We start from the raw sequence: 17,582 nt of genomic DNA on the forward strand, positions 1-17,582 counted from the left end.
TGAGGAGGTTTTATAACCACCTCAGTGATAAAAGGGTTGATTAATAACCTGTATTTTGTTGAATACTTGTATTACCAGCTATTTCTTGTTGAGGAATAGGCATAGTAAATCTGTAATCAGATAAAGGCAAAGTTAAAGGTGTAGCATTAGTAATATCATCCGTTTGATTTCTATCAATACTTGCATTAGCTAAAGACCCTAAACGTTTGATATCAACATATCTGTGTCCTTCATAACATAATTCTTTTCTTCTTTCTAAAAGAATATCAGCCCATGCTTCTTGAGCAGAAGTATAAACAGGTAAAGTTTGACCTGTATTTCTAGCTGTTCTAACTTCTTGAACTAAAGAAGCTGCATTTACTAAATTCTGAATAGTTCCTCCTACTTCACATTCAGCAAGAATTAATTTCATTTCAGATACACGGAAAAGTTTTAAGTCATTTCTTAAAGGCTGACTTGCTTTACCTGGATATTTATTTATTACTAATACATCAGTATCGATATAAGTAGGATCTGTCATATAATTTGGATTCACAAGAGAAGTAGGATCTACCCAAGTTTGAAATCTAATATCACTTGAATTAGCAGCTAAAGCATTATATAAATTTCTACCCATATCGTGAAAAACACCACCATTTAAATCTGATGTATTGAAAACAAAAGTACTACCAATATTTCCCCAAGCACCAGCTGATGGTCTAGAAGCAGCAAAAATAGTTTCACCTTGAGCTAAGTCATTCCACATTAAATTATAAGTAGATGTATTAGATAAAGCTAAACCTGATTCTGCAATAGCAGCTTGAGCATATTGCTTAGCTAGTGTATAATTTTTTCTGTAGACATACATTCTAGCTCTAATAGCATTAACTAAACCTTTAGTAACATATTTATAATCTAAAGCCGTTGAAGCTAAATTATTTTCTGCAAAAGCTAAATCAGATTCTATTAAAGCATAAATTTGAGAATTTGCAACTCTAGGCAATTTCACGTCAACTGCAGGCACAAAGTCTAACAACATAACACCTAATTCAGCATCATTTGCCATATCCTCAGAAAAGAATGCCAATAATTGCAAATAAGAATAAGCTCTTAAAGTTCTAGCTTCAGCTAAAATAGAGTTTTTTTGTGCTTCTTCAGTTGCATCTACAACTGTAACTAAATCAGAAACTTCAATCAGACGATTTACTCTGTTAATTAATGTATATTGTCCAAGCCATAAAGCTGCAGCATTTCCATCATTAGCATTTAAAAAATACCTATGTAACTCTAGACCTTGACCACCATTGCCCTGTCCAATTCCAACCTCATCAGTAAAAACAGCAGTAAAACCTATCTCATTTGTAGTATTAACACGACCATAAATATCTCCATCCAAAAATTGTCTTAAATTATTAACAGTTTGAAATGAAGCTTCATTATTAATTTCGCCATCTTGTACTATATTAATTGCATCTTCACAAGAAGCTAATAGTAACACAAGACCGAAAAATAAGATTTTTTTAATATTTTTCATATCAATTTATATTTTTTATTTTATTAATTAAAAACCTATACTAGCTCCAAAAGAAATAGTCCTTGGATTAGGGAAATTTGTTACTGAAAGTGAAGTTATTGCTTCAGGATCAAAACCTCTCCATTTAGTCCATGTTAACAAATTTTCTCCTTGTGCATAAAAGCGTAAACTAGAAATTGGTGTATTTTGTAACATTTTGGCAGGAAAATTATATCCAACACTTACATTCTTTAAACGTAAAAATGAAGAATCATATAAAAATCTATCCGAATCTCCACTAAGAGATGTATTAGAAGCTGACAATGAAGGAATATTAGTGTTTGTATTTTGCGGTGTCCATGCATTTAATAAATCAGCAGAAACATTATCATCACCAATAAAATCTGGATTATATGCCCAAGTTAACTGATTATCTATTCTCCAAACATCATATGCATAAGAGAATAAAGTGTTTAAGAAAAATCCTTTATAATCTGTATTGAATCCGAAACCACCTTGATATTTAGGAAGATTACTTTTTCCTGTAGCTCTTCTATCATTAGCAGCATCAGGAGTTTCAGTTACATTTCCATCTTTATCTAAAAATAATAAGTTTCCATTACCTTGGTTAACTCCAACATAAGGTATTAAATTCCACTCATTTACGATATTACCAACTTGTAATAATTGAGAAACACCACTTTGATCATTCTCTAATAATTCTGTAATTTCATTTTTATTATATGAACCGTTAGCAAATACAGAGAATCTAAAGTTATCATTTCTGATAATGTTATATCTTAAATTAACTTCAACACCATCATTCTTTAACTTACCATTGTTAGCATTAAGAGTATAAGTACCTACTGTAGCCGAAGTATTAATTGAATTAAAAAGCTTATCAGTTACTTTACGATAAACATCAATATTACCTTCTAATTTTTTATCAAATACAACAAAATCTACTCCTAAGTTAGCTTGAGATACTTCCTCCCAACTTAAAGTTGTATTAGCAATTTGACTTATAAAAATTCCAGGAATATTTTGATATCCATTTCCAGTTGCATTTAAATCTCTAACTAAATTATTAGCTGTTAATAGAGACGGGAAACCGTAATTAGCTGCAGAAATATTTTGATTACCATTAGTTCCGTAAGAAGCTCTTAATTTTAGCATACTAAAAGAAGAACCTTCCATAAAACTTTCTTTATCGATATTCCATCTTGCTGCAGCTGACCAAAAGGTACCCCATTTATTATCTCCTACAAAACGATAAGAAGCATCTCTTCTTATAACTCCACTAAAACCATATTTATCATTATAGTCATAATCTAAAGTACCAAAATAAGAAAGTGTACCTCCGCTAAATTTGCTACCAGCAGCTGTTGAAATAAATGAATTAGGAGTTGCAGGATTAAATGCAACATATCCAGTACCAGCTCCAGGAACATAATTTAATGGATTTAAACCGTTTTGAAATTGTGTCTTAGAAATATAGTGAGCCTTAGTATATTCAAAAAATGCTCCAAAATTAAATTTATGCTTTTCATTAATTGTTTTGTTATAATCTAAGCTAAAGATATTTGTAAAAGTTAAATCTTTTGTATTAGTTCTATTTTCAAAACCTCCAAATGCCTCTCCTCTACTTGTCTGAACTGCTAAAGCTAAATAAGACCATGGTGATCTTGCAAAAACACCATCACTATCCTTAACATCCAAACCTGCTCTATTTCGAATAGATAATGAAGGAGTTATTTTATAAGCTGTTCCAATATTTAAAATAACAGAATTTTCTGTAAAGAAACTTGGTAAGCTATTAGGCCTCAATATATCTTGTAATACATAAGTATCATTAACACCATTAAAGTTAAATCCAATTGCATCTAATAATTCTTGTCCACTATTATAAGGACTTGGAGGTGCATAAGGTAATCCCATAACACTACCATGAAGCGGGTTTTGAATTGTATTATTATTTATACCATTATTTGTTTCTTGATTCAATTGATTTCTTTTAGAATGCGCTAAAGCTATTTGCGTATCAAGAGTAAATTTATCATTTTTTGATTTAGCTTGAAAATTATTTCTTAATGAAAATCTTTTAAAATCTGTCGTTGGAACCAAACCACCTTGCGTATAATAACCTAATGAAGTATAATTAGTAGTATTTTCACTACCAAAAGAAACTCCAAAGTTATGTTGTTGAGTCACATCCACATTGAAGAAAACATCTCTCCAATCAGTATCAATATCATAAGCAGCAATTTCTTCATCAGTCAGTGTAGTACCTAAACCTCCATTAGTTGCTTTTCTTTTTTCAATAGTTAATACTTCTCTAGCATTAGACATATTATAGTCATTCTCTGGCAATGTATTAAAACCAGTAACAACATCATAAGTAAATTTAACACCAGAGTCAAACTTAGCATTTTTTGTAGTTATTTGAATAACACCATTCGCCCCTTTATTACCATAAATAGAAGTACCAGCTGCATCTCTTAAAACAGTAACAGATTCAATATCATTTTGATTTAAATTTCTAAATTGATTTGAAGTCGATGGTATACCATCTATTACAATCAAAGGATCTGTACTACCATTTATTGAAGATGCTCCTCTAATAAATCCATCAAACTTTGCAGAACCTGGCGACCCAGAAGAAGATATTAATGTTAAACCTGGAGTAGTTCCTTGTAAAGAAGCCAAAACCGAAGCATTTGGTCTATTTTCAATTGTCTCCGAACTTACAGTAGTTGATGTGGTATTTGTAGTTGCCTTAGTCTTAGTTCTATCATAACCTTCAACTACAACTACCTCAACCAATTCTACTACTTTAAGTAAAACATTATAAACATTAGCCTCACCAACAGTTACTGCTTCAGTAGAACCTACATATGAAAACAGTAAAACGTCACCTTGGCTTGCTCTAATCGAATAAGTACCATCAAAACCTGTTGTGGTACCATTATTTGTGCCCTTGACAACAACACTTGCCCCTGCAATTGGCCCCAGATCATCTGAAACCACCCCTGTCACATTTTTCCCTTGTGCAAAAGAAAACTGGACAGTTAACACTACTAATAGTGTGAAAATCCATTTAAAACTTGATCTCATCATTTTATTTAAGTTAGTTATAGAGCAAACTTCTTGATTTTTTTTTAAAAAAACAAACATTATTCCATTAATTTCAATAGATTCAAAACAAAAACGTTAATTTTAACATAAAATGATTGTAAACAAAAAAAAGTCAATTGTTAATATTAACAATTGACTTTTTTTCAAGTATTTTTTAAAGTTAAAAAATTACTTTTTTTCTAACCTTAACACCGGAACTTGTTTGAATCTCAATAAAATAAACTCCTTTATTAATATCATTAATTTCAATTTCACCAGAATCTTCAAACAAAATATTTTTATAAATTAATCGACCATTTACATCATGAATAACAAATTGTGATGGCAAATCAATATTCCCTTTAAACGAATAACCTATTGAGCCATTTTGATTTTTCCATATTAAAAAATCATTATTACTACTTTCAAAATCATTAATCCCAAGAACTGCATCTGCATCAACTCCTGTTACAATTAACGAATAATTTTGAGTTCCTCCAACTAAAGTTCCTTTATGAGAAATTGCAATTTGGTAAACCCCAACTGGATCCACAATATCAACTCTCTCAAAAGGATCAACATCATTATCACCTTTTAAAGCAACAATATTATTCCAATCCTTATTTAGTTTCCAAGGACTATAATCTACTCCTTGCTTAGTAACTACCAAGTCCAAATCATTAACTAATCTTGAATTCACTTCATCAACCACATTACTTGTCGCAACATTACCAGGTCTATCAGTCCAACTTATTGAAACTTTAAGAGGTTCTGAACCTAAAGCTAATATGTTTTGAGTAAAAACCTGACCATCCGTCAATTGACCTTCAATTACCATTGATTCAACACCTTTATTTTGTAAAGTTTGCACCATTTTTGCGGAATTTAATAATCCCCAACCAAACATATGGTCAGGTCCATCTGTAGGACCTGCTTCATCAGCAGTATGTAAAGCTAGCCCTTTTAAAGTTGATGCATTCAAATAATTACCGCTATTTACAGAACCATTGTATTGCTGTACTAACAATAACGAGGCAGTTACTCCAGGTGAAGCCATTGAAGTTCCTGACAACATTCCATAAGATGTATTTGATGTAAATGTGGTTGAATTAACATTAACTCCTTTAGCAACAATATCTGGTTTAATTCTAAAATCATCAGTTGGACCATAACTTGAAAAACTTGAAATAGAAACACTCGATGCATTTACATAATTATTCACTTCAAAAACAGCTCCTACAATTATTGGGTTTTTAGCTGTTTTATCACCATTAAGCAAATCATTACCATTTTTAGTTGAATTTAAAGTTGCAAAATCATCTCTATCATTTCCTGCAGCATATACTGGTAAATACTTTTGGTTATTAAAACAAATATTATCAACCGCATTGGCATCTGAAACATAAGCACCAAAATACCAAGTTGGTAAATTAGATGCAATTAATCCGTATGAATGATTTGAAACTAATAAACCAAAACCCGCATACTGATTCATTTCTGCCATATCATTTGTCCAATCAAATATCCATCCAGTAGCATCATATGCAATTCCTCTACCTGTAAGAGAATTAGCGCCAGAAGATAAAATTGTTCCAGTAACATGGGTTGAGTGATTTGCAGGACTCGTTGGCCCATCAACAGCAAGTAATCTACTTACTCCACCTGAGTTTTTAAAATCATTATGAGTTAATCTTGGATGATTTTGATCCCAAACTCCTGCTATCATTCCATTGCCCGATAAACTTAATCCCATACTACCTCCAGGATGCAATAAATTTGCTCTAGTGGTAATTGCTCCTCCTTGATTAAACACTGTATAATAAATTGGTAAATCTCCGTCAAATCTTACTAATTCTCCAACATTTCCTCTAGAATCTACAATTGTTGTTGAAATTCCTAAGTCAATTGCTTTTAGAACTGCATCTTTTGTTTCTGTAAAAGAATACTTTTCATTATTAAAAACAACCGAGCCATCATTATTAGCTCTATTAAAATCAATTATTTTTTTTCTTTCTTCATTATTCTGTGAAAAAGATAAAGCACTTAATAACAAAGTAATTAATATAGTAATTTTTTTTCTCATTTTTATGTTTTTATTTTGACAAAAATATAAATAAAAATGTAATTTCGAACATTTAAAGGAATATAGGGTTGTAAAATTAACATTTGGTTGCATCAAAAAACAGTAATTTAAATTTTTAATGTTAAAAAAACTACATAGTAACTACACTTTAGAATGCGGAACTGACGAGGCTGGTAGAGGATGTCTTGCTGGTCCAGTGACAGCTGCGGCTGTTATTTTACCTGAAGAATTTGAATCTTTAACATTGAATGATTCAAAACAATTATCTAAAAAAAATAGATTTAATTTAAGACCTATCATTGAAAAAGAAGCAATAACTTTTGCATTTAGACATATTCATAATAACGAAATTGACGAAATAAATATTCTAAATGCTTCCATGAAGGCGATGCAAGAAAGCATTTTAAAATTAAATACTATTCCTGAATTTATAATAGTGGATGGGAATAGACCTATTTTTTCGAAATTAGATTTAAAAAATAGTCATGGAAAAATCTTCACAAAACAAGAAATTGAATTATTAAAAAAAATTCCTAATGAAAGTATCATTAAAGGTGATTCAAAATATCTAAGTATTGCTGCTGCTTCTGTATTAGCCAAAACTTATCGAGATGAATATATGAATAAAATTCATCAAGAATTCCCTATGTACAATTGGAAAAAGAACAAAGGTTATCCCACAAAAGAGCATCGAGAAGCCATAAAAAAATATGGTCCATGCAAATACCATAGGATGAGCTTTAGATTATTACCTGACCAATTAGCTCTAGATTTAAAGTTTTAAATAAATTTACATTCAAACAAGTTAGAGAAATGTTTGAGTATTTTTTCTTTTACCAATTTTTCATCTACACTTGTATTTAATTCTACATGCATTGATGTTACTGCTTTACCTTTTATTCCGCATGGAATAATATTATCAAAATATCCTAAGTCGGCATTTACATTTAAAGCAAAGCCATGCATAGTTACCCAGCGAGATGCTCTAACTCCCATAGCACAAATTTTTCTTGCAAATGGTGTTCCAACGTCTAACCAAACTCCTGTTTCTCCTTCACTTCTTGTCCCTTTAATATCGTATTCTGCTAGCGTTAAAATTATAGCCTCTTCTAAAAACCGTAAATATTTATGAATATCAGTAAAATAATTTTCTAAATCCAAAATTGGATAACCAACAATTTGCCCTGGACCATGATAAGTTATATCTCCACCTCTATTTATTTTATAAAAAGTTGCTCCTTTTGCTTCTAATTGTTTTTCGGAAAGTAATAAATTAGAAAAATCTCCGCTTTTCCCTAAAGTATATACGTGTGGATGTTCTACGAAAAGGAAATAATTAGGAGTTTGCAAATTAGCTTCTTGTCTTCTATTTTGAATTTTTGCATCAACAATTCCTTTAAAAAGTTCTTCTTGATAATCCCAAGTTTCTTTATAATCTTTATTTCCTAAATCTTGTAATTGAATTTCTTTATTTTGAGTCACAAGTAGTGTATTGAAAATTAATACTGCAAATATACAAATAGTTTCACTTATAGCCCTGACAGAAACGGCATCCTTTTTTGAAAAAAAAGATAGAGAGTATGGCAGGAAAATGGATTACAAAAAAGCCCTAATCTTTCGCTCAAAATAAAAAGCAAATTTTTGAAGTTTTAAACTTTTAAACTTTTAAACTAATACCTATCTTTGCACGCTTAAATACATTTATATGCAACTTTCAGAACAAGAAATCATTAGAAGAGAAAAGCTTAAAGCTTTACGTGAACTTGGTGTTAACCCTTATCCTGCAGATTTATTTCCTGTAAATCATACTTCAAAGCAGATTAAGGAAACTTTTGAAGAAGGTAAGGAAGTTGTTATTGCTGGACGATTAATGAGTGTTCGTGATCAAGGTAAGGCTGCTTTTGCTGAACTACAAGATAGTGAAGGAAGAATTCAATTGTATTTAAATAGAGATGTTATTTGTGAAGGTGAAGACAAAACACTTTACAATCAAGTTTTTAAAAAATTAACTGATTTAGGTGATTTTATTGGTATTGAAGGTAAATTGTTTACTACGCAAGTAGGAGCAAAATGCGTTCGTGTATCTAAATTTACTTTTTTAAGTAAAACTTTACGTCCATTGCCATTACCAAAAACTGATGAAACTGGTCACATATTTGATGCATTTACTGATCCAGAATTAAGATATAGAATGCGTTATGTTGATTTGGTTGTAAATCCACAGGTGAAAGAGGTTTTTATGAAAAGAACCAAACTATTTACAGCCATGCGTACATTTTTTAATGAAGCAGGTTATATGGAAGTTGAAACTCCAGTTTTACAATCGATTCCAGGTGGAGCAGCTGCCAGACCATTTATTACACATCATAATAGTCTAGACATTCCATTGTATATGCGAATTGCTAATGAATTATATTTAAAAAGATTAATCGTTGGTGGTTTTGATGGTGTTTATGAATTTTCAAAAAATTTCCGTAATGAAGGAATGGACAGAACTCATAACCCAGAATTTACAGCAATGGAAATTTATGTAGCTTACAAAGACTACAACTGGATGATGGAAATGACTGAAAATCTACTTGAATATTGTGCTATGCAGGTTAATGGAACAACAGAAGCTACTTTTGGAGAACATAAAGTAGATTTTAAAGCTCCCTATGCTAGAGCAACTATGACCGATGTTATTAAGCAATTTACTGGATTTGACATTACTGGCAAAACTGAAGCTGAGTTGTTTGAAGCGGCTAAATCCATGGGAATTGAAGTAGATGAAACCATGGGCAAAGGAAAATTAATTGATGCCATTTTTGGTGAAAAATGTGAAGGTAACTTCATACAACCAACATTTATTACAGATTATCCTAAAGAAATGTCTCCTTTATGTAAATCACACCGTGATAATCCAGAATTAACAGAGCGTTTTGAATTAATGGTTTGTGGAAAAGAAATTGCAAATGCGTATTCTGAATTAAATGACCCTATTGATCAAAGAGAACGTTTTGAAGCTCAAATGGCTTTAGCTGCTAAAGGTGATGATGAAGCAAACGGAATTATTGATGAAGACTTTTTAAGAGCTTTAGAATATGGAATGCCTCCAACTTCTGGATTAGGAATTGGTATGGATAGATTAATCATGTTTTTGACCAATAACCCATCGATTCAAGAAGTGTTATTCTTTCCACAAATGAGACCAGAGAAAAAAGGTCCAGATTTAACAGAAGATGAAAAACACATTATTGAAATTTTAAAAGTTAACGAAGGAATTTCAATTGGTGATTTAAAAATAAAATCGGAATTAAGCGGTAAAAAATGGGATGCTGCTAGCAAAGGAATCACTAAACATGGTTTAATGAAGATTAAAGTAGATGGTGATAATAAAATTGCTGAATATTTAGGGAAATAAAAAAAAGGAACTCAATTGAGTTCCTTTTTCATTACAAACTGTAATTCAAATTTATAAAGAAATTTCTTCCCATTCTTGGAATATTTTTCCAATCTGCATAAGAAGAATAGTAAGTATCTAACAAATTTTCAGCTCCCAATTTAGCTATAAAATTATTTGTTCCTAATTTGAATTTATATCCTGTACTACTATTAAATATCGCATAACTTGGTGTTCTATCTTCGCCAAACTCAGGATTGAAATTTGTTTGCGTTGTATTCCCTGCTATTGAAATTTCAGCATTGAATTGATTTTTACTAAATCGCAATGAAGAATTATAACTTAACGGACTTATAAATGGTAAATTGTTGTTTTCATTATCTTTTCCCTTTGCATAAGTCACTTGAGAAACCCATTTAAAAGAATTTGATAGATACACTTCAGCAGAAATACTAGCATTAAAAAATGTTGCATAATCTAATGCCGTATAAATTCTAACACCATTTGCTCCTATTGTCATTGGAACCAAAACGGGATCTGTTTTTGCAATAATATAATCATAAATTTTAAAATAAGAAGTAGAAGCATTTATCTTAAATTTATCATCTTTAAAACCAATTGAAAAGCTACTTTCTAATGCTTTTTCATTTTTTAAATTGGGATTTCCAATGTTATCAAATCCGTCAAAACTATTGAATAAATAAAAACCATATCCTTCTGAAACAGAAGGTGCACGTTCACCATAAGCTAGTCCAAAACTATACTCAAAACCCTCTTTTATATAATTGTATTTGGATGAAACACTTTTTAAAATTCTATTTTTTTGAGCCTTCATTTCTGGATAAAAAATTTGCATGCTTTCTAAACCAAATTGACTTGCCACATGATTTATATGACTTCCTATTGCTGTTGTTATTTTTAAGCTGGAATGACAATTAAAAACATATTCATCTTCTAAAAAAACACCATTATAAAGTGTTCTAACATTTGGCCATGTGTACATAAACATCAGGTTTTCATTTGGGTCGCTTGGATACATTGTCATTTCAGCAATTGACTTGTTATAAAATGAATTCAAGTTAATTAAAAAATGATGTTTTTCTTTTAAAAGAGTTGCTTTTGAATAGTAACCAAATGTTTCGCTCCAGCCAGGCATATCCATATGAATACGCACATTTGGGCGAGTTGTATCATCCATTTTGTGCTTAATAGTATTGAAATAAATTTTGGTTTCCCAATGCTTAATTGTTGAATTCAAAGGTATATATTCATATTTCAATGAAGTAATTATGGCTTCTGCTAATGAAACATCCATTGGTAAAGCTGGGTAACCAATATCTGTAGCTTTATCATAAATTAATGAGGTTTCTATGATTTTATTTTCTTTTAACTTGAATCCAAAAGTATTTGAAAAGTTGGTTTTATTAAACTGGGAAAATAAAACTTCTTTATTATTTCCCGCTTTATAATTTTCAGCATTACGAATCATAACATCAGAATCCACGTAAAATAAACTATCATTATAATTAACTGATGTTCCAAGTATTTTCTGATTATTATTAGTCTCAAAACCAGAATTTACGTGAATTTTCCAATTTTTTTCACCGAAAAATGTTTTATTCCTTTTTAAATCTATCGAACCTCCAATGGTATTTCCAAAACAACTGCCTTCTTGTCCAGAAGTTATGGTTGCTTCTGATAAATTAGAAACTTCAACATAAGAAGTTATAGGATCCATTTTATCAGTACAAGCACCAAAAATTCGCATACCATCAATAGTAATAAGCGTTCTTTCTGATGGCATATTATTGATAATTGGCTCCCAAGCATAAGCACCACGTTTTATCATATTCACTTTTGAAGATTGCTGTAAAAATTCATCTATTGAGCCCAATGATTTCACTTGTTTTTCGTGCAAATCGGCTTTTTTCCCAATCAAAATGACTTCTTTGAGTTCTTTACTTTTCAAGGTGTCGTTCTCCTGATTTTGCGCTAGCACAAAGCCAGAAAACAACAGTACAAAAATTGATACTGTTTTTTTCATAATCTTTTATTAAAAAGGCCAAAAACCTATTGAATTTGACCTTTTATTTTTTGATGGATTAAAATTCTATCTCAAAGAAAATGCTACTTGCTGTAACTGTTTCGGTAATTTCTTCCCCTTTCACAATAGTTCCATCAGGTTTTGCTAACTGCAAATTAATTTTCCAATACCCAGTCATGGTTAATGATAATTTTCCATTATATAGATCACCAGCAGTAGTTTGTGTTGCATGAACATTATTTGGTGAACTATGATTGCCCATACTTGGCATTCTTGGGTCTATTTTTAAAGTATATCCATCTACGACTGGAAAAGTCATCATATCTTGCATTTTCCAAACACCTACAACCATATCATTAACAGCAACTTTTGGATAGCTTGGTTCTGCATAAGCAACAATATATTTAACATTATCTGAGCCCATAAATGAGTTAACAGTTCTTTTCACAGAAGCTGGAACATCAATTACTGAAGTAGTAGTATAATCAACGCCATCAATAGTATAATTTACTTTTAAATCCCAATATTCTGTATCGTTTTGAGCCATTTGAAAAACTATATAACCTTCATACAATGTTCCTTCTGTTGTAATTTTTTCAACTTCAGAATTTGGGCAAGAATGGTTCATCATTGCCATGTGCATAATTGGCATCCAAGATACAGTTGCGTTTTTAACATATTGATTTGTTGCGTTATCTTTAATTCTTAATTTAATTTCGTTATAACCTTGTACCAAAGTTCCTGCTTTAGAATACAACTCTATAGTATGTGTTGTATTTGTCATTTCTTGAAATTTTATAAGTCCGTCTAATTCGTTAACTGCTACTGAATCATCATTATCAGAACATGAAGTAAGAGCCAAAGCCATAAATAAAATGGCTACTATATTTTTTATTTGAAATTTCATTTTTATTAGTTATTTTTTATACAATAAACACATTATCCGAAGTAAAAACTTCAGATAAATTGGAACACAAGTGTTCTTATTGAATTGCTATTACAAATCAATAATGGTTTAAAAAAATTAAGAAATAAAAATGGGAGGATGAAAAATTGAATAGAAAGCAACAGATTTATACAAATCTTGATAGAAAACAGCTTTCCTTTTCTCTAAAAAATAAAAACTAAACAAAATGTTTGCTTTTTCAATTTCATTACAAAACAATACTTCTGCTTCAGTATGAGAAACATTTTTTTTGTTTGAAGAAGTTGGTTTTTCAGATTCAGAAACCTTTGCAAGCTCTTTTGCTAAATGACATTTTCCATTGCATTTAAGTTCTGGTTTAGATACATTTTCGCAAAGTTCTGTTGCTATATATTCATAATTAACAATGTAATCCAATACTGGAATTACCGGCTTAACCAGTATAAATAATGCTAAAATGAACATTGCTTTTTTCACAGAACAAATATACAAACTGAAATACAGAACAAAATGATAATTATCATTTTATACACTTTTTTATTTCAATTAAACCTTTTTTAAAATTAACTATCTAATAGACAAACATTAAAATATTTAAAATTATGAAAACAATAATTGTAACAGTTATGATTGTATTTTCTTCGTTAGCATTTGCTCAAAGAGGAGAAATGAAAAAAGAAAGATTAAGTCCTGAAGAACGTGTTGAAAAACAATTACAAAAAATGACTTCAGAATTAAATTTATCTGATGAACAGCAAGAAAAAATCAAACCTTTATTGGAAGAACAATCTAAGAAAAGGGAGCAAAAAAGAGAAGAAATTAAAGAAGCTAGAGCCAAACAAGAGAAAAAATCTCGTGAAGACCGTTCAAAAATGAAAGACGAAATGGAAAAAAATCAAGCAGAAATGAAAAAAAGTTTGACAAAAATTTTAACTCCAGATCAATTGGAAACTTGGGAAAATCATCAAAAAGAAAGAAAAGACAAGATGAAAGAACATAGAAAAGAAAGAAATAATAAAAAATAATCTAATAAAACAAAACATTTTTTTGGATTAAAGCTAAAATTAATTTAGATTTGGTACCATATAACTATTAAAACCATCAAAAATGAAAAAAATACTTGCTATTTTAGTTTTATTTTTTGCTTTTAGCTTAAGCTCTTATGCTCAAGAAGAAAGAAAAGAAGATCTTGTTGTTTTAGCTAAAAAAGATAGTAAAGACGTTGTTACTTTATTAGGATTAGGAGAAAAAGAACAGATTGATTTTTATAATCTATTTTATCATAAATATGATGAGCAATCAAAAACTTCAAGTGAAGAAAGAAGAAAAGTTATTTCAAACACTATAGCTAAAAAATTAGAAGCTTCTTTAACTCCTGAAAATTATGATAAATTAAAAAAGAATACTACTCTGTTTAAAAGAGTAACAAATTAAAAAAATCCTGCTTAATGCAGGATTTTTTTTATGATACTATCCTAAAAAGTGTGTAAGTTATAATTGAATTACAACCTCTTTTATAGCTTGGATTGTGTAATCTAGATCTTCATAACTTAGGGCATCAGTAATAAACCAAGTTTCATAAGCAGAAGGAGCGATATAAACACCTTTTTCAAGCAAACCATGAAAGAACTTCTTAAAGGTTTCATTATCTCCATTTTTAGCAGTTTCAAAATCATATACAGGTGATGCGTCAAAATGAACAGAAATCATTGATCCAACTCTGTTGATAGAAAATTCAATATTTTTTTCTGTTAACACTACATTAATACCCCTTTCCAAATAAGCTGTTTTTTCTTCTAATCTATTAAAAACCTCTTTATCATCATTTAATGCCTTTAGCATTTCATAACCAGCAGCCATTGCTAAAGGGTTTCCAGATAATGTACCTGCTTGATAAACTGGCCCTAAAGGAGACAAATAATTCATTATTTCCTCTCTAGCAGCAAAAGCGCCTACAGGCAATCCTCCTCCTATAACTTTTCCAAAACAAACTATATCTGCATCTACATTAAATAATTCTTGGACACCACCTTTAGCAAGTCTAAATCCAGTCATTACTTCATCAAAAATAAGTAATGTACCATTTTCAGAACAAAGTGTTCGCAATTGTCTTAAAAAATCTTTTTTTGGAGGTATACAACCCATATTTCCAGCTACAGGCTCGATTATAAGTGCTGCAATTTGATTTTTATTAGACTCAAATAATTCTTTTACATTTTCTATATCATTATAATTAGCCAATAATGTATCTTTTGCAGTACCATTTGTTACTCCTGGACTATTAGGCACACCAAAAGTGACTGCACCACTACCTGCAGCAATTAAAAAAGAATCGGAATGACCGTGATAACAACCTGAAAACTTAATTATTTTTTCTCTTTTAGTAAATCCTCTAGCCAAGCGAATAGCACTCATACAAGCTTCGGTTCCAGAACTCACAAAACGAATTTTATCGATATTAGGAACCATCGACACCGCCAAGGCAGCTATTTTAGTTTCTAACTCTGTTGGTGTTCCAAATGAAGTTCCGTCCTTAGCTCTCTCTATTACAGCATTAACCACTGGTTCATAAGCATGACCTAAAATCATTGGTCCCCAAGAGTTAATATAATCTATATATTTATTACCGTCTTCATCATATAAATAAGCTCCTTTAGCTTTTTTAATAAATATAGGTGTCCCTCCTACTGCTTTAAAAGCTCTTACTGGTGAGTTAACACCTCCTGGAATTACTTTATTAGCCTCTACGAATAACTCGCTACTTCTTTTGTATAACATTATTTTAATCTAATTTTCTGACCTAATGACAATGAATTATCTTTAAGCCCATTTATTTTCTTTAACTCTTCCACCGATAAATTAAATCTTTTTGACAAAGAATACAATGTATCTCCTTTTTGAATGATGTATAATGAAAGATTATTAGTATTAGTATTATTTTCATTAATTACTACACTATCCGACTTAATATCTTCTGTTTTATTCAAAACTTCATTATCATATTTATTCAATTGATAACGCTCAATAATACCTATTAACTTTGAAGGATATTTAGGATCAGTTGCATAACCAGCTGCTTTAAGTCCTTTAGCCCAACCTTTAAAATCACCTTTATCTAATTCAAATAATTTATTATATCTACTTCTAGAAGTTAAAAACAAAGAATGATCTCTATAAGATTCTGATGGGTCTTCATATTTACGAAAACATTCCTGAGCGGCATCATCATCATGAGTAATTGAAGGACCGTTCCATTCTTTATGACATTTGATTCCAAAATGATTGTTTGCTTCTTTACATAATCTTCCATTTCCAGCACCCGATTCAAGAATACCTTGAGCTAGGATAATGCTTGCAGGTATACCATATTGCTTCATATTCAATTTTGCAACATCTTTAAAAGAATCTATATATGAATTTACATTACTATAAGTAACAGATACTTTTGAAGTTGCTTCCAAATCTTCTTTTGTTTCTGTTGAATTACTATCTTTAGTATCGTTTATAGTAACAGTTACCTTTTTATTTGAAATCGTTTTTGTACTATTTATTCTATTCTTAGTTTGGTTTATTCTCTTATTTCTAGATGAACCACAACTTACAATAATTAGTAGTATAAAAATATAAATTATTTTCTTTATCATACGTATTTTAATAGCTCTTTGTTTTTCTTTAATCTAACCTTATTAATTCCTTTAATTCCTTGCAATCCACCTGTATGAATTAGGAGAATTTTACTGTTCTCGGGAAATTTGTTTTTTTGAATCATATCAAAAATTCCATAAACCATTTTCCCAGTATAAATTGGATCTAATGGAATTGACGTTGAGTTGTAAAAATTATTCAAAAAAGTAATTAATTCATCAGTGACTTTTCCATAACCTCCAAAATGATACTCATTATTTATATACCAATTTGACTTGGACACAAATTTACGAATTACATCAGATAAAAAGTCTCCTTTTAAAGCAGAAAAACCAATTATTTTTTGATGCTCTTTTGAAGTATTAATAACACCAGAAATAGTTCCACCTGTTCCTACAGCGCAACAAACATAATCAAAACTAGCATCTTCTTCTATTAAAATTTCCTCGCAACCTTTAATAGCTAAATCATTTGTTCCTCCTTCTGGTAAAATATAACTCCTCTTGTATTTTTTCATTAAATCTTCAATAAAACTAGCTTCTTCTTTTTTAGAATAAACTTCTCTAGAAACAAATAGAAATTGCATACCAAACTCATTCGCTAAAGACAATGTAGGATTTTCAGAAACTTTACTTTCTAATTCCTCACCTCTTATCACACCTAATGTTGCTATACCATATTTTTTTCCAGCTGCAGCTGTGGCAAGTATGTGATTAGAATATGCTCCTCCAAATGTGATTAACAATTCTGAACCTATTTCAATTGCCTTTTGAACATTATATTTCAATTTCCTAAATTTATTTCCCGAAATATAAGGATGCAATAAATCTTCTCTCTTAATATATATTTCAATATTATTTGGTTGCTTTATATTAATTTTTTGATTCACTTTGCAAA

General features: G+C 30.2%; 14 protein-coding genes. 4 read left to right on the forward strand and 10 right to left on the reverse strand.

The annotated features are described in order from the left end of the window. Window positions 1–40: 40 nt before the first annotated feature. From ACULEV_RS12640 to ACULEV_RS12650, 3 genes are all read right to left on the reverse strand, one after another. On the reverse strand, window positions 41–1,513 hold the full coding sequence (locus ACULEV_RS12640) for a RagB/SusD family nutrient uptake outer membrane protein (RefSeq protein WP_445455410.1): 1,473 nt from the start codon (window positions 1,511–1,513) through the stop codon (window positions 41–43). Window positions 1,514–1,540: 27 nt separating this feature from the next. Next, the gene (locus tag ACULEV_RS12645; RefSeq protein WP_445455411.1) at window positions 1,541–4,609 is read right to left on the reverse strand and encodes a SusC/RagA family TonB-linked outer membrane protein; all 3,069 of its coding nucleotides are present in this window, start codon (window positions 4,607–4,609) and stop codon (window positions 1,541–1,543) included. Window positions 4,610–4,787: 178 nt separating this feature from the next. After that, complete coding sequence (locus ACULEV_RS12650) at window positions 4,788–6,689, reverse strand: S8 family serine peptidase (RefSeq protein ID WP_445455412.1); 1,902 nt, start codon at window positions 6,687–6,689, stop codon at window positions 4,788–4,790. 118 nt (window positions 6,690–6,807) lie between these two features. Between ACULEV_RS12650 and ACULEV_RS12655 the strand changes: the two genes are divergently transcribed. Then, window positions 6,808–7,473: a ribonuclease HII gene (locus ACULEV_RS12655; RefSeq protein WP_445455413.1), complete on the forward strand. Its 666-nt coding sequence runs from the start codon at window positions 6,808–6,810 to the stop codon at window positions 7,471–7,473. On the opposite strand, the gene lipB is transcribed toward ACULEV_RS12655, so the two are convergent. Beyond that, window positions 7,470–8,171, reverse strand: a complete 702-nt coding sequence (lipB, locus tag ACULEV_RS12660; protein ID WP_445455414.1) for a lipoyl(octanoyl) transferase LipB — start codon at window positions 8,169–8,171, stop codon at window positions 7,470–7,472. The two genes, ACULEV_RS12655 and lipB, sit on opposite strands and share 4 nt — an antisense overlap. 223 nt (window positions 8,172–8,394) lie before the next feature. Here lipB and lysS point away from each other — a divergent pair, with 223 nt between their 5' ends. After that, window positions 8,395–10,092, forward strand: a complete 1,698-nt coding sequence (gene lysS / locus ACULEV_RS12665; RefSeq protein ID WP_445455415.1) for a lysine--tRNA ligase — start codon at window positions 8,395–8,397, stop codon at window positions 10,090–10,092. 31 nt (window positions 10,093–10,123) lie between these two features. Here the strand turns inward: lysS and ACULEV_RS12670 are convergent, their stop codons facing one another. From ACULEV_RS12670 to ACULEV_RS12680, 3 genes are all read right to left on the reverse strand, one after another. Then, the gene (locus tag ACULEV_RS12670) at window positions 10,124–12,115 is read right to left on the reverse strand and encodes a TonB-dependent receptor (protein ID WP_445455416.1); all 1,992 of its coding nucleotides are present in this window, start codon (window positions 12,113–12,115) and stop codon (window positions 10,124–10,126) included. 58 nt (window positions 12,116–12,173) lie between these two features. Continuing rightward, on the reverse strand, window positions 12,174–13,022 hold the full coding sequence (locus tag ACULEV_RS12675; RefSeq protein WP_445455417.1) for a hypothetical protein: 849 nt from the start codon (window positions 13,020–13,022) through the stop codon (window positions 12,174–12,176). A 117-nt stretch (window positions 13,023–13,139) separates the two neighbouring features. Then, window positions 13,140–13,505: a hypothetical protein gene (locus ACULEV_RS12680; RefSeq protein ID WP_445455418.1), complete on the reverse strand. Its 366-nt coding sequence runs from the start codon at window positions 13,503–13,505 to the stop codon at window positions 13,140–13,142. A gap of 137 nt (window positions 13,506–13,642) precedes the next feature. Here ACULEV_RS12680 and ACULEV_RS12685 point away from each other — a divergent pair, with 137 nt between their 5' ends. After that, window positions 13,643–14,065 carry a hypothetical protein gene (locus ACULEV_RS12685; RefSeq protein ID WP_445455419.1) on the forward strand — a complete coding sequence of 141 codons (423 nt, stop codon included), beginning with the start codon at window positions 13,643–13,645 and terminating at the stop codon, window positions 14,063–14,065. A gap of 82 nt (window positions 14,066–14,147) precedes the next feature. Then, window positions 14,148–14,474 carry a hypothetical protein gene (locus ACULEV_RS12690; RefSeq protein ID WP_445455420.1) on the forward strand — a complete coding sequence of 109 codons (327 nt, stop codon included), beginning with the start codon at window positions 14,148–14,150 and terminating at the stop codon, window positions 14,472–14,474. A 57-nt stretch (window positions 14,475–14,531) separates the two neighbouring features. Here the strand turns inward: ACULEV_RS12690 and hemL are convergent, their stop codons facing one another. The 3 genes from hemL to ACULEV_RS12705 are packed head-to-tail and all read right to left on the reverse strand — an operon-like array spanning window position 14,532 to window position 17,574. Next, complete coding sequence (gene hemL / locus ACULEV_RS12695) at window positions 14,532–15,818, reverse strand: glutamate-1-semialdehyde 2,1-aminomutase (RefSeq protein WP_445455421.1); 1,287 nt, start codon at window positions 15,816–15,818, stop codon at window positions 14,532–14,534. After that, entirely contained in the window at window positions 15,818–16,684 is an 867-nt protein-coding gene (locus ACULEV_RS12700; RefSeq protein ID WP_445455422.1) for a glucosaminidase domain-containing protein, read from the reverse strand. The genes hemL and ACULEV_RS12700 overlap by 1 nt, the downstream gene beginning before the upstream one ends. After that, window positions 16,681–17,574, reverse strand: a complete 894-nt coding sequence (locus tag ACULEV_RS12705; RefSeq protein WP_445455423.1) for a 1-aminocyclopropane-1-carboxylate deaminase/D-cysteine desulfhydrase — start codon at window positions 17,572–17,574, stop codon at window positions 16,681–16,683. The genes ACULEV_RS12700 and ACULEV_RS12705 overlap by 4 nt, the downstream gene beginning before the upstream one ends. Between the last annotated feature and the right edge of the window lie 8 nt (window positions 17,575–17,582).

The sequence above is a fragment of the Flavobacterium sp. HNIBRBA15423 genome (genome assembly GCF_052655965.1).

What these genes read in the sequence shown, in the direction of transcription:
- ACULEV_RS12640 (WP_445455410.1), bottom strand. Translation starts at nt 1,513, where the DNA reads ATGAAAAATATTAAAAAAATCTTATTTTTCGGTCTTGTGTTACTATTA.
- ACULEV_RS12645 (WP_445455411.1), bottom strand. Translation starts at nt 4,609, where the DNA reads ATGATGAGATCAAGTTTTAAATGGATTTTCACACTATTAGTAGTGTTA.
- ACULEV_RS12650 (WP_445455412.1), bottom strand. Translation starts at nt 6,689, where the DNA reads ATGAGAAAAAAAATTACTATATTAATTACTTTGTTATTAAGTGCTTTA.
- ACULEV_RS12655 (WP_445455413.1), top strand. Translation starts at nt 6,808, where the DNA reads ATGTTAAAAAAACTACATAGTAACTACACTTTAGAATGCGGAACTGAC.
- lysS (WP_445455415.1), top strand. Translation starts at nt 8,395, where the DNA reads ATGCAACTTTCAGAACAAGAAATCATTAGAAGAGAAAAGCTTAAAGCT.
- ACULEV_RS12670 (WP_445455416.1), bottom strand. Translation starts at nt 12,115, where the DNA reads ATGAAAAAAACAGTATCAATTTTTGTACTGTTGTTTTCTGGCTTTGTG.
- ACULEV_RS12675 (WP_445455417.1), bottom strand. Translation starts at nt 13,022, where the DNA reads ATGAAATTTCAAATAAAAAATATAGTAGCCATTTTATTTATGGCTTTG.
- ACULEV_RS12680 (WP_445455418.1), bottom strand. Translation starts at nt 13,505, where the DNA reads ATGTTCATTTTAGCATTATTTATACTGGTTAAGCCGGTAATTCCAGTA.
- ACULEV_RS12685 (WP_445455419.1), top strand. Translation starts at nt 13,643, where the DNA reads ATGAAAACAATAATTGTAACAGTTATGATTGTATTTTCTTCGTTAGCA.
- ACULEV_RS12690 (WP_445455420.1), top strand. Translation starts at nt 14,148, where the DNA reads ATGAAAAAAATACTTGCTATTTTAGTTTTATTTTTTGCTTTTAGCTTA.
- hemL (WP_445455421.1), bottom strand. Translation starts at nt 15,818, where the DNA reads ATGTTATACAAAAGAAGTAGCGAGTTATTCGTAGAGGCTAATAAAGTA.
- ACULEV_RS12700 (WP_445455422.1), bottom strand. Translation starts at nt 16,684, where the DNA reads ATGATAAAGAAAATAATTTATATTTTTATACTACTAATTATTGTAAGT.